The following is an 18,983-nucleotide window of genomic DNA, read 5'->3' as shown; positions in this document are numbered from 1 at the left end:
TACCTGTGCGCAATGTAGTCGCCAGGCTGGTGATCTGTGTCGCGCAGGTACCCCTGTGTGGATCATTACGGGGCCCCAAAGCGGATCGTGTTATTCACCCCATATTTGGACATAACGGAATAACTTATGGGGATGAGCGCACCGTTGACGACCGCACCCTCCACGACCGCACCTTTGACATACCTGGTCACCGGTGGCGCGGGCTTCGTCGGCTCGCACCTCACCGACGCGCTGCTCGCCGAAGGGCACACCGTCGTCGTCCTCGACGACCTGTCCACGGGCGGCCGCGCCAACCTCGCCGCCGCCTGGCCCAGCCCCCGGCTCCGCTTCGTGCGCGGCTCGGCCCTCGACACCCGGCTCGTCGCCGAACTCGCGGGCCGCTGCGACACGGTGGTCCACCTGGCGACCGAGGGCGCAGGCCCCGTCGTCGAGGCCGCCCGGCGGCACGGCCGCCCTCTGCTCGTCGCCGCCGACGGCCGGGCGCACGGCGAAGACATGATCCTGGTCCGCCTCCAGCACACCGCCGGCCCGCGTCAGTCGTCCGCGTCCGGCGCCGTCGTGCCCCGCCTCGCCGAACAGGCCGTCGCGGGCCTGCCGCTCACCATCCACGGCGACGGCACCCGGCGATTCCGCTTCACACACGTCGCCGACACCGTCGACGCGCTGCTGCGGCTGCTCGCCGAGCCGGCCGCGGCCGGGCGTGTCTTCGACGTCTGCGCCGCGCAGGAGACCGCCGTCGCCGACCTCGCGGGCATCCTCGTGGAACGCTCCGGCTCCCCCTCCGCGCTCCGCTTCGTCCCGTACGAGGGGGTGGACGGGGAGGCACACGATCCCGACTCCGGGCCGCTGCGGGAACTCACCGGCTGGGAGCCCACGTTGGGGCTCATCGACATCGTGGACGCGGCCCTCGTCGAGGCGGGCGGCGCGTTCGGCGTGGTCGCGACCGCCGCGGCCGGGGTCTGACGATGAGGATCGCCGTCGTCCACGGTTTCGGCGCCCCGGGCGGTGAGGACGAGGCCGTCCTCGACCAGGTCGCCGCGCTCACCCGCGCCGGACACGAGGTGCGCCTCGTCTCGGTGAACGGGCGCGGCCGCGGCCCCCAAGGTCCTGTTCGGAGTTCCCCCGCGGCGTCGCAACGCCTGGCACCGCCGCCTCCGGCGTTGTCGTCGGTCATCCCCAAGCTCTCCGACAAGCTCCGAGCAGGGGAGACCCCATTCGCTCCGCGTCGACTCCCTCCTCCGCCTTGGATTCGACGGCACCAGGCGCCGCTCCTTGCTCCACGGGGGAACTCCGAACAGGACCTCGCCACCCTGCGCGCGTTCGGCCCGGACGTCGTGCACGTCCACAACCTGTACCCCGCCTTCGGCCGCGCCTGGGTCACCGAGTGGACGGGCCCGGTGGTCGCCACCCTGCGGCACGGCCCCCACCGCGGCTCCCGGTTCGCCGCGTTGCAGTTCCCCTGGGCGGCGCGTGGCGGGTTGCGGCAGGACCCGCTGCTGCGGCGGGCCGACCGCCTGGTGGTCCTCTCGGAGGCGAGCCGGGACGCGTGCGCGCGCGCCGGGCTGCCCCGGGAGCGCCTCGACGTGCTGCCCGACTTCGTGCCCACCGTCGCGGAACCCGAGGTCGGTGGGGCCGGAGGGGCTTATGGGGCAGGCGGGGCCGGTGGCGCCTGGGTGTGCGTCGGGCCGCTCGCGCCGGAGCGCGGCGTGCTGGAACTGCTCCGCCGCTGGCCCGCGGGTGAGCGCCTCGACATGGTCGGGGCCGGACCGCTGGAGGGGCGGTGCCGGGCGGCGGCGCCCGCGTCGGTGCGGATGTGCGGGGCCGTGGGGCGGGGGGAGCTCAGGCGGGCGCTTCCGGGGTACCGGGGGATCGTGCTGCCGGGGCGGGGGGCGCGCGGGGCGGTGCCGCTCGTGTACGCGGAGGCGCTCGCGGCGGGGCTGCCGGTGCTGGCCTTCGAGGGGGCCGGGGCGTCGGCGGTGCCGCGTGCCGTACGGTCCGACGGCACGGGTACGGTCACCACCCTGGACGCGCACCTTCCCGACGCGCTCGACGTGGCCGCCAAGATCTTCCCGACGCTGCGGGAGCACTGCCGCGCCGTGTACGCGAAGCGGTACGGGGAAGCCGTGTGGACCGAGCGCACCGAGTGCCTCTACGCATCGCTCACGCCTCGCTCGTAGCGTAATCATCTCCGTACGAGCTCTCGGAACTTTATAAAAGCCCAGGTCAGACGCTTGTCTCCAGCGGTTTGCCGATAAGGGCAGGATAAAACTTGAGTGGGTGGGACTCAGGTCTGTTGACGCCGAGGGGGAGGGTGTTGCAGTCTTGAGTCAGTTCCACTCAAGTAGGTAGCTGGAGGAATCGAAATGGCACGTGCGGTCGGCATCGACCTGGGCACGACTAACTCCGTCGTCAGCGTTCTGGAGGGCGGTGAGCCCACCGTCATCGCGAACGCCGAGGGCGCCAGGACCACGCCGTCCGTCGTCGCTTTCGCGAAGAACGGCGAAGTGCTGGTCGGCGAGGTTGCGAAGCGCCAGGCGGTCACGAACGTGGACCGGACCATCCGCTCGGTGAAGCGCCACATGGGCACCGACTGGAAGATCGACCTGGACGGGAAGGACTTCAACCCGCAGCAGATCTCCGCGTTCATCCTGCAGAAGCTGAAGCGCGACGCGGAGTCCTACCTCGGCGAGAAGGTCACGGACGCGGTCATCACCGTCCCGGCCTACTTCAACGACTCCGAGCGGCAGGCGACGAAGGAAGCCGGCGAGATCGCGGGCATGAACGTCCTGCGCATCGTCAACGAGCCGACGTCCGCGGCCCTGGCCTACGGCCTGGACAAGGACGACCAGACCATCCTGGTCTTCGACCTCGGTGGCGGTACGTTCGACGTCTCGCTCCTGGAGATCGGCGACGGCGTCGTCGAGGTGAAGGCCACGAACGGCGACAACCAGCTCGGCGGTGACGACTGGGACCAGCGCGTCGTCGACTACCTGGTCAAGCAGTTCAACAACGGCCACGGCGTGGACCTGGGCAAGGACAAGATGGCGCTCCAGCGCCTGCGCGAGGCCGCCGAGAAGGCGAAGATCGAGCTGTCCTCCTCCACGGAGACCACGATCAACCTGCCGTACATCACGGCGTCCGCCGAGGGCCCGCTGCACCTGGACGAGAAGCTCACGCGCGCTCAGTTCCAGCAGCTCACGTCGGACCTTCTGGAGCGCTGCAAGACGCCGTTCCACAACGTCATCAAGGACGCGGGCATCAACCTGTCCGAGATCGACCACGTCGTTCTCGTCGGTGGTTCGACCCGTATGCCGGCCGTCGCCGAGCTGGTCAAGGAACTGACCGCGGGCAACGAGGCCAACAAGGGCGTCAACCCGGACGAGGTCGTCGCCATCGGCGCCGCCCTGCAGGCCGGTGTCCTCAAGGGCGAGGTCAAGGACGTCCTGCTCCTCGACGTCACCCCGCTGTCCCTCGGTATCGAGACCAAGGGCGGCATCATGACCAAGCTCATCGAGCGGAACACCACGATTCCGACGAAGCGCTCCGAGATCTTCACGACGGCCGAGGACAACCAGCCGTCGGTGCAGATCCAGGTCTACCAGGGCGAGCGCGAGATCGCGGCGTACAACAAGAAGCTCGGAATGTTCGAGCTGACCGGTCTGCCGCCGGCCCCGCGTGGTGTCCCGCAGGTCGAGGTCGCCTTCGACATCGACGCCAACGGAATCATGCACGTCACGGCCAAGGACCTCGGCACGGGCAAGGAGCAGAAGATGACCGTCACCGGTGGCTCCTCGCTGCCGAAGGACGAGGTCAACCGGATGCGCGAAGAGGCCGAGAAGTACGCGGACGAGGACCACGCCCGCCGCGAGGCCGCCGAGTCCCGCAACCAGGGCGAGCAGCTCGTCTACCAGACGGAGAAGTTCCTCAAGGACAACGAGGAGAAGGTCCCCGCCGAGGTGAAGACCGAGGTCGAGGAGGCGCTCACCGAGCTGAAGGAGAAGCTCAAGGGCGAGGACTCGGCCGAGATCCGCACCGCCACCGAGAAGGTCGCCGCCGTCTCGCAGAAGCTGGGCCAGGCCATGTACGCCGACGCCCAGGGCGCCCAGGCCGCCGGCGACGCCCCGCAGGGTGACGCCCCGCAGGGTGACGCCAAGGCCGACGACGACGTCGTGGACGCCGAGATCGTCGACGAGGACAAGGACCGCAAGGACGGTGCCGCGTGACGGAGGAGACCCCGGGCTTCGAGGAGAACGAGAAGCCTGACGTCCCCTCCGGCGCCACCCCCGATGACGCCGAGCCGCAGGCCGCTCCCTCCGACAAGGAGGGGGCGGCCCCGGCCGGGGACTCAGCTTCCGCATCGGACATTGCCCTGACCGCGCAGCTGGACCAGGTGCGTACCGCGCTCAACGAGCGCACCGCGGACCTCCAGCGGCTGCAGGCCGAGTACCAGAACTACCGGCGCCGTGTGGAGCGGGACCGCGTCACGGTCAAGGAGATCGCCGTCGCGAACCTCCTGACCGAGCTGCTTCCCGTTCTCGACGACATCGGCCGTGCCCGTGAGCACGGCGAGCTCGTCGGCGGCTTCAAGTCGGTGGCCGAATCCCTGGAGACGGTCGCCGCGAAGATGGGCCTTCAGCAGTTCGGCAAGGAGGGCGAGCCCTTCGACCCGACCGTGCACGAGGCCCTGATGCACTCCTACGCGCCGGACGTCACCGAGACGACCTGCGTGGCGATCCTGCAGCCGGGTTACCGGATCGGCGAGCGCACCATCCGCCCCGCGCGGGTGGCCGTGGCCGAGCCGCAGCCGGGCGCGCAGGGCAAGTCCGAGGAGTCGGCCGACGCCCCGGGCGACGAGGACAACGGTGGCCCGGAAGAGGGCTGACGTCGTACACGTACTGATTGATGTGAGTGAGGAGGGACGTCGAGGCCGATGAGCACCAAGGACTTCATCGAGAAGGACTACTACAAGGTCCTCGGCGTCCCCAAGGACGCCACGGACGCCGAGATCAAGAAGGCGTACCGCAAGCTCGCCCGCGAGAACCACCCCGACGCCAACAAGGGCAACGACAAGGCGGAGGAGCGCTTCAAGGAGATCTCCGAGGCGAACGACATCCTCGGTGACCCCAAGAAGCGCAAGGAGTACGACGAGGCGCGCGCCCTGTTCGGCAGCGGCGGGTTCCGTCCGGGACCCGGCGGCGCCGGCGGCAACGGCTCGTTCAACTTCGACCTGGGCGACCTCTTCGGAGGCGGCGCCCAGGGCCAGGCGGGGCAGGGCGGCTTCGGCGGCGGCATCGGTGACGTGTTCGGTGGCCTGTTCAACCGGGGCGGCGCGGGCGCGGGCACGCGTACGCAGCCGCGCCGGGGTCAGGACATCGAGTCCGAGGTGACGCTCAGCTTCACCGAGGCGGTGGACGGGGCCACGGTCCCGCTGCGCATGTCGTCCCAGGCCCCCTGCAAGGCCTGCTCCGGCACCGGCGACGCGAACGGCACACCGCGAGTGTGCCCCACCTGCGTCGGTACGGGACAGGTCTCGCGGGGCGGCGGTGGCGGCTTCTCCCTCACCGACCCGTGCGTGGACTGCAAGGGCCGCGGCCTGATCGCGGAGACGCCGTGCGATGCCTGCAAGGGCAGCGGGCGGGCGAAGTCCTCGCGCACCATGCAGGTCAGGATCCCCGCGGGGGTCTCCGACGGCCAGCGCATCAGGCTCCGCGGCAAGGGCGCACCCGGTGAACGGGGCGGCCCCGCGGGCGATCTGTACGTCGTCGTGCACGTCGACGCCCACCCGGTCTTCGGCCGCAAGGGCGACAACCTCACGGTCACCGTCCCGGTGACGTTCACCGAGGCGGCGCTCGGCGCCGAGGTCAAGGTGCCCACACTCGGCGGCCCCGCCGTCACCCTGAAGCTGCCCCCGGGCACGCCGAACGGGCGGACGATGCGGGCCCGCGGCAAGGGTGCGGTCCGCAAGGACGGCACGCGCGGGGACCTGCTGGTGACGGTCGAGGTGGACGTCCCCAAGGACCTTTCGGAGGACGCCCGTTCGGCTCTCGAGTCGTACCGCAAGGCGACTGAGGACACCGACGTGCGGGCAGACTTGTTCAGGGACGCGAAGGGAGCGTGAGTGTGATGGACGGGCAGCCCGGTCGTCGGCGAAGCAACCCGTACGAACTGACCGACGAGACGCCGGTGTACGTCATCTCGGTGGCGGCACAGCTGTCCGGCCTGCATCCACAGACCCTGCGCCAGTACGACCGCCTCGGCCTGGTCTCGCCCGACCGCACGGCCGGGCGCGGCAGGCGCTACTCGGCCCGCGACATCGAACTGCTCCGTGCGGTGCAGCACCTGTCGCAGGCAGAGGGCATCAACCTGGCCGGCATCAAGCGCATCATCGAGCTGGAGAACCAGGTCGCCGCGTTGCAGTCCCGCGTGGCCGAACTCTCCTCCGCGGTGGAGAGCGCGGCCTCCGCGATCCAGCAGCGCGAGGCGGCGGTGCACGCCTCCTACCGTCGGGACCTGGTCCCGTACCAGGAGGTCCAGCAGACGAGCGCGCTGGTGGTGTGGCGGCCCAAGAACAAGCGGTCGCAGGACTGACCCGCATACACGCGTGTGAAGGGGCCCGGAGGCCGTTCGACCTCCGGGCCCCTTCGCGTGGTTGTTCAGCGTCCCGTCGACTGCCACACCGCGATCACCAGTGCGGCGCACGAGGTCAGCGCCGCGAGGGACGGCAGCGGCCAGCGGGAGCGTTCGAGGGCGTCGAGGCGGTCCTCGTGCTCGCCCAGCGTCTTGTCCGTCTGGTCGGCGCGCTGGAGAACCAGCGCCAGATTGCCCTGAGTGGCGGCGAAACCGACATCGACGGAGCGCCGCAGCCGCTCCAACTCCAGTGCCACATCGACCTGTTCACCCACTCCTCCGTCTCCTCTCATGCGCGCGGCACGCGCAGCTCGTCCCAGCTGGCGCGGCCCGGGATGCCGTCGGCGGCCGCGCCCGTGTAGCCGAGCTTGCGCTGCCAGACCGCGTACGAGGCCACGTCGGCCTCGGTCCACTCCGGTCCGGGCCCGATCCGGTAGCGCCCGCAGCCCTCCGCGACGAGCCGCCGCCCGACCGCCGTGATCAGCGCGCTGCGGCGGCCCGGCACGAAGAAGGCGGCGCCGGGGAACTCCGCGTAGGAGGGGTGCGGGGTGGGGGCGGGGCGGGTGCCGAGGCGGGCGTCGACCCGTCTGCGCATGCCGCTCATCGAGAACGACGGGTCGATCTTGCGTCGGGTCCACTCCTTGTGGCCGATGACGCTCGCCGCGGTCCAGCCGTGGACGCGGCACAGGGCGGCGCAGAGCCGTTCGACGGTGGTGAGTTGGGGCGAGGGGTAGGGGTCCTGCCCGTTGCCGAGGTTCTCGATCTCGAAGCCGTAGAAGTGGGTGTTGCCGTCGACGGTGTCCGGTCCCGGGGGCGAGGGAAGGGCGCGTTCGGCGCGGACAGCGGAGTATGTCGCGGCGGATCCGGAGCCCGCGTGGTTGGTGCGGCCGTAGCCGACGAGGTGGACGGTGCCGTCCTTCGCGACGAGGCCCGTGCAGAGCGGCCCCGGGAGGGTGGCGGTGCCGTCGCGGCAGAGGGCGAGGCTGTCGCGGCCGGCGGTGTGGTGCAGCATGACGCCGTTGACCGGGCCCCACGCGCCCTTGTGATTGCGGTTGTGTGTCTGCCAGTTGGCGTGTTCTCGGACCTGTACGCCTTCGTCGCGCAGGACGCGGGCGAAGGCGGACGCGGTCAGGGGTGTGGCCACGGGTACTCCTACGGGGGGTTTACGGGATGGGGTCGACGCGGATGAAGCGGGTGTCGAAGTACGCCGTGTTCGTAGTGGCGCCGGAGCGGTAGGCGGGGGTCGCCGTGTGGGTCGTGCCGGCGGCGAGGCCCGTGATGAGGAACTGGGCGGAGACCGACGTCCGGTTGGTGATTGCCGAGGCCGCCGAGCGCTCGTCGACGGCGGCGTAGAGGATGGTGCCGGAGGAGTTGCGGATGTTGGCCGACATGCACGCGATACCGGAGGAGGCCGAGGATCGGATGTAGCTGCCGACCGTGACGATGACCTGGCCCGAGGCGGGGGCGGTGAAGGTCGCAGCCATGGGGTCGCCGCCGGCGTTGGCGAGGGTTTCGACGTAGGAGGTCGATGTGGTGTCGCCGTCGTCCACGTTGACGCGGAAGACGGGGACCGGGGCGAGGGGGACCCAGGCGGTGCCGTTGTAGTACATCATCCGGCCCGGGGTGCCGATCCAGGCGATCATGCCGGCGACGGGGGCGGGGAGCTTGGTGTCGCGGGTGGCGGTGTCCGGGAAGCGCATGACGAGGCGGGCGTCGGTGGTGTCGGCGAGGGCCTTGAGGTGGGTGGGGAGGTCGGCCGGGTCGGTGGCCTGTGGGTAGGGGAGGGCGCTGATGGGGGTGTACTGGGTGGTCACGGGGTCTCCTCAAGGGGTTGCGGGTCGATCGTTATGGTCAGGAGGGCGTCGCCGGGGGGCTGTTGGTCGGCCGGGGGTGGGTCCTCGTAGGGGTTGGCCTCGGCGGCCTGGGCGGCGGCGAGTTCCTGGAGGAGGGATTCGGGGGGTTGTACGGGGGTGGGTGCGTCGGAGGGATCTGACACGGGGCACTCCGTGGGTAGGTGTGTGTGGTTGACCGGCACCGGGGTCACGCTCACGGGGCTCCGCCCCGGACCCCGCGCCTCAAGCGCCGGCGGGGCTGAAAAGATCGGGGCTCCGCCCCGGACCCCGCTGCTCAAGCGCCGCAGGGGCTTGATGTGTGGGTGCGGCGCAATGGGGCAGGGGGCGTGGCCCCGGTGCGGGTTACGCCGCCGGGCGGCGGACGTCGTCCCATGTCGGGTTTGCGGTGCGCATCGCCGACAGGGTGGCGTAAGACGTGGAGATGGAGGCGTACGTGCGGGACGGGGCCGGGGCCGGCGGGAGGGCCGGGGTGTCCGGGGACAGGTCCGCGTCGGCGGGGACGCCGTTGGGGGCGACGCCGCGCAGGCTCAGGGTTTGTTGGACGCCGCCGCCACTCGCGGCCGAGGACGTGATGCCCACCACCCAGGCCAACGTGTCGAGGGCCGCCCCCGATGTGTCCACCACGCGGACCACGTCGCCGAGTTGGATACGGGGGTCGTAGAGGACCTGGACGTCTTCCAGGACCGGGACCGGGAGCTCGCCCGCGGAGCGCATCGCCGCCGCCAACTGGCGTGCCGCCGCCAGGTCCTGGACCCACTCCGACTGGTCACCGTAGAACTCCTGGCGCCCGTACCACTTCTCGCTGTCGCTGCCCTCGACGTACGACACCGCCTGCCGGTCCACCGGGTCCTCGTTCGGCTGGATCGGCACGATCCGGATGGACGGCGCTCCGTTCCTGTCGACCGTGTAGAGGCGGGACGACGTGCGGTTGTAGTGGCGCAGCACGATGACGCCGTTCTCGCGCCGCACCATCGCGTCGACCGCCCCCTTCACGGCCGTCGTCCCCGCCGCGTTCTGCGTCGCGACGCGGAACGACGAACCGGGCGTGCCGACCGAGTCGTCGTCGGTGTCGGGCGGGCCGACGTCCAGTTCGTCCTCTCCGAAGGTGTAGCTGACGGTCAGTGAGCCGTTCGGCGGGATCTCCCGTACCACCGTGTCGACGATCGCGTCCGCTTCCTTGATGTAGACCGCGCTCCAGTCGGTGACGGGCTGCACGCAGTAGTTGCGGCAGGCGTCGATCTCCTCGGTGACCGTGAGGGCGGCGATCGAGCGCACGGACGTCAGCGTCAGATCCGGGCTGGTCGGTGTCGTCGCGAAACGGGTGAAGTTGCGCCAGCGGAAGCGGCCGCGTTCGTCCAGTTCGGCGGTGGACATGCTGGCCTTCGCGATCTGGCCGATGGCCTCCCACTGCGAACCGGACACCTTCGGAATGGTCCGCAGCGGCAGGATCGCCTCGTCGAGGTCGGCCGACTTCACCCACTGCCCGGCCTGTGTGAAGTCGGCGACGGTCGGTGCCGCGGCGAGACCGCTCGTCACCTGCACCGCTTCCGTCGCCATCGACGTGATCAACCGGATCTTGCGCAGCTCGGCGACGGGCTGCGGCCCCGTCGTCGCGGTGAACGCGCCGACGCCGCCGACCCACGTCGTGCCGTCGGGCGCCGTCAGCATCGGCGTGATCTGCGGCAGAGCCCGGCCGCCCGTCGAGGCGTACACATCGACGTACGCGCCGATGTGCCACACGCCGCGCTGCGCCTTCATCGCGGTGGCGTTCCCGCTCCAGGTGAGCCCGCCGCCCGGCACCTTCGAGTCGCTGCTGAGCGACCACGCCGTGAGCGTGCCCGCAGTGAAGTCGACCGCGAGGGAGAGGGTGCCGGTGGCCGAACCCGTACGGTTCAGCTCCAGGTCGAGGCGGACGGTCGAGCCGATGCCGATGGCGTTGTTCACCCAGGCTTCCGCGAAGAGGCGGCTGCCCGGCACCGTGACGCGGCTGCGCGGGAACCAGGACACCGTGATGCCGCTCGCCCCTGCGGGCAGACCGCGCGGTACGAGGGCCATCTCGTGCGGCGCTCCGGTGCGCGCCCATGTGTAGTGGCGCGGGTCGGGGAGGTCCTCCGGCATGCCGTACGACGTCGCGAACCCGCCGTGGAGGGTGGCGTGGGTGAGGGTCAGCGGCTCGCCCGGGACGAACTCCGGGGCCCGAGCCGGTGGGCTGGTCAGGAAGCCGGCCTGGCGGAGCAGTTCGTCGACGCACCACGTGGCGGTGGCGACGGGGCGGCGCCAGTACAACCCCGTGTAGGGGCGAGGGAGTTCGGCGGGCGAGCGGAGCCGTTCGGCGCCGTCGAGCGCGGTGAGCTGCGCGGTGTCGGTGCCGGAGGCGGCGGACCTGGCGCGCAGGGTGCCGCGGAAGGAGGGCAGGGTGTCACCGGCCCCGACGCCCGTCTCGTGCACGACGCTCTGGCCGGGGCGGGCGAGGTCACCGGTGGCCCGGTCGGCCCAAGCGGAGTACAGCTCCGGTGCCAACTTCGTTCCACTGCCGCCCAGTTGGAGCTGGAGCTGCGCCGACGAGCTCCCCGAGAACGCGCGCATCGCGGCCGGCAGATCGGTCGCGTACGAACGCTCCAGCTCCCAGGACTGCACCTGGTCGCTGACGTCCTGCCCGCCGAGCCGGGTGGTGTGCGTGGCGGTGCGCTCGCCGGTGCCGAGCGCGGCCTCCGTGGCCGGATCAGCTTGTTGCACGGGACACCTCCACGAGTTCGAGGTTGATGCTGCGATAGGGCAGCGGGAGGCCGGGGGTATCGGTGTACGTGGTCACGGCGAGCTGCGGGAGGCCGTCGCCGGGGATGGTGTGCGCGGCCCCGTCGTCGTACGAGAGGCAGGCTCCGGCGAGGGAGTAGGTGCCGGCGGTGCCGGGGGTCGCGCACGGCGTGGCGAAGACGGCTCCGGCGGGGACGGTGGCCGCGACGTAGGGGCCGGTCGCGGAAGGCCCGGACAGATAACTCCCGTCCGCCTTCTTGAAGTCGATGTTGACCCCGACCGTCCCCAGCGCGGCGATGGCGCTCGGCGCGCGGAACGAGATGCGGGTGCCGGCCGCCACCGGGAAGTTGCCCTGCCACGGCACGCACCGCCAGCCGAGCTTGCTGGTCGCGTCGGCGGCCGTGAACGCGAACGTCCCCGGCGCGCCCGCGACCTCGACGACGGCGCCGGTCGCCGACACCTTGAACCACTGGTCGAGCCCGCTGACGTCCCCGGCCCCCGCCACCCCGCGCCCCGCGGCCTGGGCGGCGCCGAGCACGTTCCCGGCGACCGGGTCGATGAGGACGAGCGGGCCCGGACCGTCGATGCGCCGCGCGAGCCGGTCGAGGGCGCGGGCGTCGGCGGGCGGCAACCGGTCCCAGCTCAGCTTCGTACGACGGGTGGTGGACGCGGTGCGGGTGACGGTGACGAGGCCGCCGAGCGACTTGAACTCACTGACGCCGAGGTCGGCGCTGCGGTCGAAGGACGTGGTGGCCTGATCGATCTCGTAGAGGGACCCAGGCGCGCCGATCCACAGATTGCTGCCCACGATTCACCCTCCTTTCGGTGTAGTCGGCCTATCGGCGGGCGAGTTGGCGCTGGCCGAGGAAGACGGCGCGCGCGATGGTCTGTGAGTCGACCTGAATGTGTACGGGCCGGTCGGCGAGCTTCTCGACAGCGGCGGCGAGCCGTTCCACGGCGGCGCCACCGCCCGGGTGACGGCCGAGCATCGCGCCCAGTTTCGACAGCGGAATGACCGCCTCGTCCTCACCGGCCTCACCGACGACGGCGAGACGGCCGCCGGTCCGCGCGCCGATGACGCCGCCTTCGGCGAGCGTCGGAATGTTCGGAATCCTCGGGAGGTTGATCCCGAATTCCTTGCCGCCGACGACCGGCACCCAGCCCGGAATCTTCACGTGAATCTTGTTCAGGCCGCCGATCATGGCGTTCATGCCGCCGATGTAGGCGCGGGGCAGGGCCGTGAAGGCGTTGATGATCCCCTTCATGACGGCCTTGATGGGACCGGAGTGGGACTTGATGGCGCCGGATATGGCGTTCCAGGCCCACTTCACGCCCTTGGCGAGGAGCTTGGAGACCTTGTCCATGTTGATGAACTGGCTGATGATCGGCGCCAGCAGGGTCATGACGAGCCCGAAGGCGTTCGCCTTCATGGCCACGTTGAGCCCCTTCTGCGCGAGGGTGGCCCCCTTCAGCCCCTTCCCGAGCCCGGTCATCGACTTACCGCCACTGGTGGCGGATTTGCCGGCCTTGCCGACGGACTTGTCCACGGCGTCCGACTGGCGCTTTACGTCACGGAGAGCGGTGTTGGCCCTGCCGGAGGAGGACTTGAGGCGGTCGAGGGAGGTCTTGAACTTGTCGGTGGATGTCTTGGACCTCTTGAGGGAGGTGTCGGCCCCGCGAGCTTCGGTCTTCAACCGGGACACGGGGGAAGCGGCTCCGGAAGCGCCGCGTTTCAGAGCGTTCATTCCCTGCGTTGTCGAGCCCAGGCGGGTATTCAGCCCTTTGAGTCCGGACGACACCTGCCCGACTGCTTGCTTCAACTTCATTGATTCGCCTACCTACTCGCTCTGGGGCGCGGACGCTCATGCGAGGACGCTCGCGAGCGCGCTGATGGCCTGCTCAAGTGATTTGACGTCGCTGGCGACCCCTCGGACTACAGGCCTGGAACTGTGAACTCCCTGGTTGGTCCGGTTATCGGGATCCGCAGCCAGCGTGCGCCGCGAGTTGATGGATGCCTGCGATGCTGCCTGCGCGGCACGAGAGAGGCGGCGTCGGAGGGCGTTGACGTCGGCTTCTATGCGAGGAATCTTCTCGATATCGCGAATGTGGCTCTTCACTATCTCGTCGCGTGCCCGTTTGTCACGCTGCTCCGAGTTTTCGATCCGCTTCTGGAGCCGACTGATCTGGTTGTTAATCCATTTGAACTCCCTGGTCGCTCCGAGGATGGTGATTCCCTTCTCGTCCACCTTGAAAAGGGAAATGCTGGCCGCCAAACCTGTCGCGCTCGCCGTCGCGGCGGCGGCACTCGCCGTCACAATGGTCGCGGTGAGAGACTTGGCCTTGGTGGTCTCTTTTAGTTTCTTGATGTCTGCCGTGTGGGTTTTGAGTGTTTCAGAGAGGGTGTCGAGTTTGATTTCCGCCGGTGTACTCAAGTCGCGCTCCCATACAGCTGGTTGGTGTTAGGTTGCACGGCATGACTGCCGAGCCTGCTGAGCCCGCAAAGGTGATCGTCGCCCTGCCTGTCACGAGTCCGACATACTTCAACCCTCGTTACAGATCATCCATCGCACGAAAAGCAAAGAATGCCCTGAGGGTGGCCGAACAGATCGGCGGTTCGGCCACGGTGACCGTCATCCTGCATGGCAGGGCGGTGGATCAGGTCGGACACGGGTCGACGGTGGCTCATTCGGAAGTGGACCAAGCGAACTTCGATGAATGGGCTGCCGACTGGGCAGTTCTTCCGAATGCGAGCAGTGGTGTTCTCGACGACCCGAGCCCCAGGAATGAGGTGGGGCGTCGTTTCGGAATATCGGACAGCTTCTACGGCCATGCTCAAGCGGTTGACGTCATGAACAGCGTGATGCAGATCCGCCCCCTGTCCAAGGGACTTACGTGTGTCATTCTGTGCCTGGATTCAAGGTTCGGAGTGGAAGAGATGATCCGGTCCCTGGCGCGAATTGACCGCACGAATATCTTCTGGCAGATCTGCGGAGATCCAAGTGACATCGGATACGACGACTTCTGGGGGAAGGACGGCCTCAAGCGAGGTGGTGTCGTGCCGAACCTGAGAGCACAGCTGAGCAGCTCCTGGACTCCGTGGCTCGTGGCTCGGCGATTCAAGGCGTGGCGGAAGAACCGAGGGTGACGGACGGGCCTCCAGGGTTCTGGCCCTAGGGCCCTTCTGACGGATCTTGCCGGAGTCGCGGGGTCTGGCACGCCCATCTGCGGCGTTGTCGTCGGTTGCCAACGCTCCGCGTTGACGCCCTCCTCCGCCTTGCAGCTGCACGCACCAGACCCCGCTGGCCCGCACCGCCCATGACCAGCCTCCCGTATCCAGCCTGATCCGTCAGAAGGGCCCTAGGGCTGCGCGAAGAACCTGGACAGCTGTTCCGGGTCCGGGAGCTGCGCCGCGGCGTGGTCCGGCTCCTCTCCCGGCCGGGCGGGGGCCGGCACACCCGGCCGGGGCAGCGGCTCGGGAAAGTCCAGTGGCTCCGCGTCCTCGTCCCGGTTGACCGTCGCGAACATCCAATTGGCTTCGGCGAGTTGGTCCGCGATGTGGGCCAACAGATGTTCGCCCACCGACCAGTCCGCACTCTCCCCGTGCAGCTCATGGGCAAGGTTGCTGTCGTGCGGCAGATACTTGACCAGCGTCGCGAGCCGTCGCGCGGTCAGCCGGTCGCGGTACCAGTCCAGCAGGTCGACACCGTAGTGACGCAGCAGGTCGGCCTCGATGGCCTCGGCGTGCTCTTCTACGAGCGCGTCGAGGCTCAGCCTTCCCCCAGGCCGAGCCCGGTCTCCTTGCCGTAGGCCTCCAGGATGGCGCCGATGTCCTGCACGGTGACGTCGTGCTGGTCGAAGCGCGCGAACTGTTCGTCGCCGAGGAGGAGGTGCAGGAGGCCGTCCACGTCGTTGTCGTCGAGGTCGCGCAGCTTGCGGGCCGTCGCGCGGCCGAGTTCCGTCGGCAATTCGAAGGTGTCGTCGTCGAGTTGGAACGGCCAGGTGCGGCCGAGCGCCTCCAGGCGCTGGGCGCGGGCGGCGTTGACGTCGAATCCGGGCATGGGTGCGCTCCTTGAGCGAGATCGAGATCTACGGGGATGGGCGCGGCCCGGCGCCCGTGTGGGGCGGCGCCGGGCCGCCGGAGGGGCCGGGGCGGGGTGTGCCGGAGGCGGGGGCCGGGGCCAACTCCGCGAGCAGCAGAGGGAATCGCTCGGCGAGGGCGCGCAGCCAGTCGAGGGCTTCGGCGGTCTCACGGGCCGGGCGTTCGGTGCGTACGTTCATCGCCGGGTCTCGCTCTCTTCCGGGGCGTCGACCGCGCGGCCGTTGCGCCACAACCGGCCCGCGCAGACGCCGTCGAACCAGGTACGGGCGGGGTCGACCACGGCCTCGCACTCCTGCCGGATCGCGCATTTGTTGCAGGCTCGCAACGTAGGTGCGGCCTCGGAGGGGCTCCGTGTGAAGACGTGGTGCTGGGGTAGTTCGGCACAGGCGGCAGATCTGCGCCAGTCGAGTTCATCGTCGTGCCAGGTGAACACCCTGGTCAGCGAAGGAATGGGAAGAATTTTCGGGCTTGACACGTGCAGCGCCTCCCCATGTATGGGAACATTTGTTCGAAACATGCGAACGCGTGATGAGAGTGGCATGTTGCGTGCGCGTGCGCAAGTAGATTCGATGCGTACGAGACAAGAGGGAGGAGGGGGCACCCAAGAGTCCAACCAGCCGTCCCCGTCGGCGTGTTGTACAGATCTCCGTAACTGTGTGCGTGCGCGCGCAGCTTTGGTGCGCGCGCGCTCGGTACGCTGTGCCCGCGACGAGGGGAGATCAGCGTCATGAGCGAAAGCTCGTGGGCACGAGCCCACATCGAGCAGGGCCCTGACCAAGGCCCGGACCAGGGATCGGGCCAGGAGCGCGGCGGCGGACCGTCCGGCCTGGACGCGTTCGCGGACTGGATCGAAGGTCTGATGCGGGAGCGCGGATACACCATCGACAGCCCGCGAGGTGGCGGAAAGTCGCGGCTCGCGGACGACGCCGGTGTCCACCGGGCTGCCGTCAGCCGGTTGTTGAACCGGCAGAGCATGCCCGACCTGGAGACCATGCGGCGGCTCGCGGTGGCTCTGGGGGTGCCGGTGCGGGACATGTTGATCAGGTCGGGCCGGCTCGCCGAGGCGGACCTGCCGGTTGGCGGCAGCCCGCAGGGGAATGGGGAGGCCGACGGGCCGCGTCTGTCACCTGAGGAAGCGGCCCAACGCATGGGAGTGCCGCCGGAGTTGCGGGACACCTTCGTCCGGGTGGCGAAGCAGTTCCTGCCGGAAGGCGGCTGAGTGGAAAGTCAGTGATCAGTCCCAGGGGGGACGAAGGGGCAGGGGTGTATGGGTGGCGAAGTGCCCGACGGGCGGCGCCGCGCCGGTGAATTAGTCGTCGAACTCGGCCGGAAGCTGGCGGAGTTCGGCCCCGAGGCGCTCCGCGTCGTCACCGTCGAGGAGGCCGAGCGGGAACGGGTGGACTGGTTCCGCCTCGGCTGGGAGGAGCACGCGCGCCTGGTGTCGGGCGAGAGCGCAGAGGCCCGCCCCGGACCCATTCACGACGAGCCGGACGAGCCCGGCATGCCGCCGGGGGCACCGGTCCCGCGGTTGCGCGTCGCGGAGAACGGCGACGCGACGGACGAGGGCGCGACGGACGAGGGTGCAGTGGACGACAGCGCACACGACCGCGCGCCCGATGCCACGCGGTCCGACCGGGGAGAGCGGGCCGAGGGCGAGCACGCGGACGGCGAAGCGGGTGCGGGACACGGAGGTCGGAGCGAGGATCGCGACGAGTTCCCTTTACCGGTCGTCGGCGCCGCCGAGGCGGAGGTCCGTGAGCTGATGCCGCACCGGATCAGGTCCCGGGGGCGACATCGGCCGTAGTGACGACGGGGATCGTCACCGGCCCGCGCCTCACACGATCCCGTCCGTGTCCGTGTTGGTCGCCGGCTCGGCAAGGCCGATTTCCGGCAGGTCCACTGCCCCTGTGGACGACGTCGGATGCGGAGGGCCGTCGGTGTGATCGACCGGCACCATGCGGGCGACGGCGCGGCCGTTGCGCGTCACGGTGACCTCCTCGCCGCGCTCGACGCGGTCGAGCAGCTCTGAGGACCGGAGGTTCACCGGCCTTTGGGCCCCTTCGTGTGTGACCGCGCCTCTTACTTCACGTCATGCTCATGCCCTACGCTCCCCGCCGTGACGACCGAACAGGTGTTGCGCAGCCGCCTCACCACCGCTCGCCTGCGGCGCGGCGCCGTGCTGCTCGACCGGGCCGGGACCGGACTGAGCCTGCGCATTCCATTGACCGCGATCGAGACGGTCCGCCCGCGCGGCGCGGACGGGCGGCGCGGCATCGAGATCGTCCTCACCGCCGCCCCCGAGGAGCCGGACCCCGCCACGTACCGCCTGCGTCCCAGCAGCCGGACGGCCGCGAAGGTGTTCGCCGACGCGGTCAACTCGGCGCTGCCGGTGCGGGACGCGGACCAGCCGCGGCGCAGTGGCCGTACGGCGGTGTCGTACGAGCCGAGACCGCCGCGCGGGCCCCGGCCGCCGGGCGGGGCCCGGTGGTACTGGTGGGCGTTCGGCGCACTGTTCGTGCTGGGGATCTGCCTGACGGCCGCCACGGGTGAGTCCGGACTCGTCATCGTGTGGGCGGCTTCCTATGCGGGCTTCTACGTCGGATGCCTGATCACCCAGGTGTGCTGGTCGATTGCCAAGGACTGGTGGGTGCTGCGCCGGAGCGGGATCACCGTCGAGGCCACGTACGACCGGACCGCCGAGTCCCGCGACAGCAGCGGCGATCTCACGTCGACCAAGGTGTACGTGTTCCGGGACGTCGGGGGATCGAAGCACGAGTATCGCGGCGGGGGCAGGATCGTCGCCCGGGACCCCGACCGGATCGAAGTGACCTACGACCCGCTCGACGAGGACCGCGTGAACGCCCGGCGGGGTCTCGTCGCCCGCGCGCTGCTCTTCCTCGTGTTCCTGCTGCTCGGCCTGCCCGTCTGTGTGCTCACCGTGCTGTATCCGGTGGTCTTCTTTGTGGTTGCCGTCGCCGCGTTCTAGCGAGCACGGGGCATGCCGCAGGATGGACCCATGACCGAGATCCGTACCCCCCGCCTCCTCCTGCGCCGCTGGAACCCCGATGACGACCTTGCCCCGCTCGCCGAGATCCAGGCCGACCCCACCGTGATGCACCACATCGGCGACGGCGCCCCCCGCTCCCTCGACGACACCGCCGAGGACATCGAGCGCTGGGAGGAGGAGTGGGACGACGAGGGCTTCGGGCTCTTCGCCGTGGAACTCCTCGGCTCCGGCGAGCTGGCGGGCGCCGTCGGCCTCTACGTTCCCGATGCCCCGCCGCAGGTGGCGGACCACATCGGCATCCAGTGGCGGCTCGCGCGACAGTTCTGGGGCCAGGGCTACGCCTCGGAGGCGGCGCAGGCTACGCTGGAGTTCGCGTTGCAGGACCGCGGCATCGACCGGGTCGTCGCGGTCGCATCGGAGCTCGACGCCTCCTCGGCGAAGGTGCTCCACAAGCTGGGGATGGCACTGCTGCCCGGCAAGGCGGAGGGCGGCCTACGGGTGTACGCGATCGACCTGACCGAGTACGAGGGATAGCCGGGTACGGTTCGGGCGGCCCTCATAGCCAACTCCCGACGCTGTTGGGGGATCCGATTTCCGGGCGCTCGACTGGTGTGTGCCCGTGAGAATGTCGCAGACAAGCGTA

Annotated in this window: 23 protein-coding genes; 11 read left to right on the top strand and 12 right to left on the bottom strand. The window is 69.9% G+C overall.

From position 1 onward, the window contains the following. Positions 1 to 132 precede the first annotated feature (132 nt). The 6 genes from OKJ99_RS42075 (at position 133) to OKJ99_RS42050 (ending at position 6,588) form a co-directional block, all read left to right on the top strand. Entirely contained in the window at positions 133 to 963 is an 831-nt protein-coding gene (locus tag OKJ99_RS42075) for an NAD-dependent epimerase/dehydratase family protein (RefSeq protein WP_326023937.1), read from the top strand. Between the two features lie 2 nt (positions 964 to 965). Further along, entirely contained in the window at positions 966 to 2,177 is a 1,212-nt protein-coding gene (locus OKJ99_RS42070; protein WP_326023936.1) for a glycosyltransferase, read from the top strand. Positions 2,178 to 2,363: 186 nt separating this feature from the next. Continuing rightward, the gene (gene dnaK, locus OKJ99_RS42065; RefSeq protein WP_326023935.1) at positions 2,364 to 4,223 is read left to right on the top strand and encodes a molecular chaperone DnaK; all 1,860 of its coding nucleotides are present in this window, start codon (positions 2,364 to 2,366) and stop codon (positions 4,221 to 4,223) included. After that, positions 4,220 to 4,882: a nucleotide exchange factor GrpE gene (gene grpE / locus OKJ99_RS42060; protein ID WP_326023934.1), complete on the top strand. Its 663-nt coding sequence runs from the start codon at positions 4,220 to 4,222 to the stop codon at positions 4,880 to 4,882. Before dnaK ends, grpE begins: the two co-directional genes overlap by 4 nt. Positions 4,883 to 4,930: 48 nt before the next feature. After that, on the top strand, positions 4,931 to 6,118 hold the full coding sequence (dnaJ, locus tag OKJ99_RS42055; RefSeq protein ID WP_326023933.1) for a molecular chaperone DnaJ: 1,188 nt from the start codon (positions 4,931 to 4,933) through the stop codon (positions 6,116 to 6,118). A gap of 5 nt (positions 6,119 to 6,123) precedes the next feature. Continuing rightward, positions 6,124 to 6,588: a heat shock protein transcriptional repressor HspR gene (locus tag OKJ99_RS42050; protein ID WP_326023932.1), complete on the top strand. Its 465-nt coding sequence runs from the start codon at positions 6,124 to 6,126 to the stop codon at positions 6,586 to 6,588. 65 nt (positions 6,589 to 6,653) lie between these two features. Here OKJ99_RS42050 and OKJ99_RS42045 read toward each other — a convergent pair whose 3' ends face one another. The 8 genes from OKJ99_RS42045 to OKJ99_RS42010 all read right to left on the bottom strand — a co-directional run bounded on the left by OKJ99_RS42045 (position 6,654) and on the right by OKJ99_RS42010 (position 13,666). Continuing rightward, complete coding sequence (locus OKJ99_RS42045; RefSeq protein WP_326023931.1) at positions 6,654 to 6,902, bottom strand: hypothetical protein; 249 nt, start codon at positions 6,900 to 6,902, stop codon at positions 6,654 to 6,656. 14 nt (positions 6,903 to 6,916) lie between these two features. After that, positions 6,917 to 7,771: a peptidoglycan-binding protein gene (locus OKJ99_RS42040; RefSeq protein WP_326023930.1), complete on the bottom strand. Its 855-nt coding sequence runs from the start codon at positions 7,769 to 7,771 to the stop codon at positions 6,917 to 6,919. Between the two features lie 19 nt (positions 7,772 to 7,790). Continuing rightward, entirely contained in the window at positions 7,791 to 8,441 is a 651-nt protein-coding gene (locus OKJ99_RS42035; RefSeq protein ID WP_326023929.1) for a hypothetical protein, read from the bottom strand. Next, positions 8,438 to 8,623, bottom strand: coding sequence for a hypothetical protein (locus OKJ99_RS42030; RefSeq protein ID WP_326023928.1), 186 nt, complete (start codon positions 8,621 to 8,623; stop codon positions 8,438 to 8,440). The genes OKJ99_RS42035 and OKJ99_RS42030 overlap by 4 nt, the downstream gene beginning before the upstream one ends. Positions 8,624 to 8,822: 199 nt before the next feature. Beyond that, positions 8,823 to 11,216: a hypothetical protein gene (locus OKJ99_RS42025; protein WP_326023927.1), complete on the bottom strand. Its 2,394-nt coding sequence runs from the start codon at positions 11,214 to 11,216 to the stop codon at positions 8,823 to 8,825. Then, on the bottom strand, positions 11,203 to 12,042 hold the full coding sequence (locus tag OKJ99_RS42020) for a hypothetical protein (RefSeq protein WP_326023926.1): 840 nt from the start codon (positions 12,040 to 12,042) through the stop codon (positions 11,203 to 11,205). Before OKJ99_RS42020 ends, OKJ99_RS42025 begins: the two co-directional genes overlap by 14 nt. Before the next feature lie 28 nt (positions 12,043 to 12,070). Next, positions 12,071 to 12,928, bottom strand: a complete 858-nt coding sequence (locus tag OKJ99_RS42015) for a hypothetical protein (RefSeq protein WP_326023925.1) — start codon at positions 12,926 to 12,928, stop codon at positions 12,071 to 12,073. 168 nt (positions 12,929 to 13,096) lie between these two features. Continuing rightward, on the bottom strand, positions 13,097 to 13,666 hold the full coding sequence (locus OKJ99_RS42010) for a hypothetical protein (RefSeq protein WP_326023924.1): 570 nt from the start codon (positions 13,664 to 13,666) through the stop codon (positions 13,097 to 13,099). Between the two features lie 41 nt (positions 13,667 to 13,707). On the opposite strand from OKJ99_RS42010, the gene OKJ99_RS42005 reads away from it, so the two are divergent. Then, positions 13,708 to 14,379 (top strand): hypothetical protein, encoded by a 672-nt coding sequence (locus OKJ99_RS42005; RefSeq protein WP_326023923.1) that lies wholly within the window; start codon positions 13,708 to 13,710, stop codon positions 14,377 to 14,379. Positions 14,380 to 14,591: 212 nt separating this feature from the next. Here OKJ99_RS42005 and OKJ99_RS42000 read toward each other — a convergent pair whose 3' ends face one another. The 3 genes from OKJ99_RS42000 to OKJ99_RS41990 all read right to left on the bottom strand — a co-directional run bounded on the left by OKJ99_RS42000 (position 14,592) and on the right by OKJ99_RS41990 (position 15,512). Continuing rightward, positions 14,592 to 14,813 (bottom strand): hypothetical protein, encoded by a 222-nt coding sequence (locus tag OKJ99_RS42000; protein WP_326023922.1) that lies wholly within the window; start codon positions 14,811 to 14,813, stop codon positions 14,592 to 14,594. Between the two features lie 188 nt (positions 14,814 to 15,001). Next, positions 15,002 to 15,292: a hypothetical protein gene (locus tag OKJ99_RS41995; protein ID WP_326023921.1), complete on the bottom strand. Its 291-nt coding sequence runs from the start codon at positions 15,290 to 15,292 to the stop codon at positions 15,002 to 15,004. A gap of 28 nt (positions 15,293 to 15,320) precedes the next feature. Continuing rightward, positions 15,321 to 15,512: a hypothetical protein gene (locus OKJ99_RS41990; RefSeq protein WP_326023920.1), complete on the bottom strand. Its 192-nt coding sequence runs from the start codon at positions 15,510 to 15,512 to the stop codon at positions 15,321 to 15,323. A 680-nt stretch (positions 15,513 to 16,192) separates the two neighbouring features. On the opposite strand from OKJ99_RS41990, the gene OKJ99_RS41985 reads away from it, so the two are divergent. Beyond that, entirely contained in the window at positions 16,193 to 16,552 is a 360-nt protein-coding gene (locus tag OKJ99_RS41985; protein ID WP_326024027.1) for a helix-turn-helix transcriptional regulator, read from the top strand. Positions 16,553 to 16,600: 48 nt separating this feature from the next. Then, positions 16,601 to 17,137, top strand: coding sequence for a hypothetical protein (locus tag OKJ99_RS41980; RefSeq protein WP_326023919.1), 537 nt, complete (start codon positions 16,601 to 16,603; stop codon positions 17,135 to 17,137). 30 nt (positions 17,138 to 17,167) lie between these two features. On the opposite strand, the gene OKJ99_RS41975 is transcribed toward OKJ99_RS41980, so the two are convergent. Next, positions 17,168 to 17,377 carry a type II toxin-antitoxin system Phd/YefM family antitoxin gene (locus OKJ99_RS41975; protein WP_326023918.1) on the bottom strand — a complete coding sequence of 70 codons (210 nt, stop codon included), beginning with the start codon at positions 17,375 to 17,377 and terminating at the stop codon, positions 17,168 to 17,170. 72 nt (positions 17,378 to 17,449) lie between these two features. Here OKJ99_RS41975 and OKJ99_RS41970 point away from each other — a divergent pair, with 72 nt between their 5' ends. Both OKJ99_RS41970 and OKJ99_RS41965 read left to right on the top strand, forming a co-directional pair. Next, the gene (locus tag OKJ99_RS41970; RefSeq protein ID WP_326023917.1) at positions 17,450 to 18,319 is read left to right on the top strand and encodes a hypothetical protein; all 870 of its coding nucleotides are present in this window, start codon (positions 17,450 to 17,452) and stop codon (positions 18,317 to 18,319) included. Between the two features lie 30 nt (positions 18,320 to 18,349). Continuing rightward, positions 18,350 to 18,874, top strand: coding sequence for a GNAT family N-acetyltransferase (locus OKJ99_RS41965; protein ID WP_326023916.1), 525 nt, complete (start codon positions 18,350 to 18,352; stop codon positions 18,872 to 18,874). Positions 18,875 to 18,983: the final 109 nt, after the last annotated feature.

It is taken from the genome of Streptomyces endophyticus (assembly GCF_035798155.1).
GTDB lineage: Bacteria > Actinomycetota > Actinomycetes > Streptomycetales > Streptomycetaceae > Streptomyces > Streptomyces endophyticus.
This window is presented reverse-complemented; position numbering and strand designations above follow the sequence as displayed.

What these genes read in the sequence shown, in the direction of transcription:
- OKJ99_RS42075 (WP_326023937.1), top strand. Translation starts at nt 133, where the DNA reads ATGAGCGCACCGTTGACGACCGCACCCTCCACGACCGCACCTTTGACA.
- OKJ99_RS42070 (WP_326023936.1), top strand. Translation starts at nt 966, where the DNA reads ATGAGGATCGCCGTCGTCCACGGTTTCGGCGCCCCGGGCGGTGAGGAC.
- dnaK (WP_326023935.1), top strand. Translation starts at nt 2,364, where the DNA reads ATGGCACGTGCGGTCGGCATCGACCTGGGCACGACTAACTCCGTCGTC.
- dnaJ (WP_326023933.1), top strand. Translation starts at nt 4,931, where the DNA reads ATGAGCACCAAGGACTTCATCGAGAAGGACTACTACAAGGTCCTCGGC.
- OKJ99_RS42050 (WP_326023932.1), top strand. Translation starts at nt 6,124, where the DNA reads ATGGACGGGCAGCCCGGTCGTCGGCGAAGCAACCCGTACGAACTGACC.
- OKJ99_RS42005 (WP_326023923.1), top strand. Translation starts at nt 13,708, where the DNA reads ATGACTGCCGAGCCTGCTGAGCCCGCAAAGGTGATCGTCGCCCTGCCT.
- OKJ99_RS41995 (WP_326023921.1), bottom strand. Translation starts at nt 15,292, where the DNA reads ATGCCCGGATTCGACGTCAACGCCGCCCGCGCCCAGCGCCTGGAGGCG.
- OKJ99_RS41990 (WP_326023920.1), bottom strand. Translation starts at nt 15,512, where the DNA reads ATGAACGTACGCACCGAACGCCCGGCCCGTGAGACCGCCGAAGCCCTC.
- OKJ99_RS41985 (WP_326024027.1), top strand. Translation starts at nt 16,193, where the DNA reads ATGCGGGAGCGCGGATACACCATCGACAGCCCGCGAGGTGGCGGAAAG.
- OKJ99_RS41980 (WP_326023919.1), top strand. Translation starts at nt 16,601, where the DNA reads ATGGGTGGCGAAGTGCCCGACGGGCGGCGCCGCGCCGGTGAATTAGTC.
- OKJ99_RS41965 (WP_326023916.1), top strand. Translation starts at nt 18,350, where the DNA reads ATGACCGAGATCCGTACCCCCCGCCTCCTCCTGCGCCGCTGGAACCCC.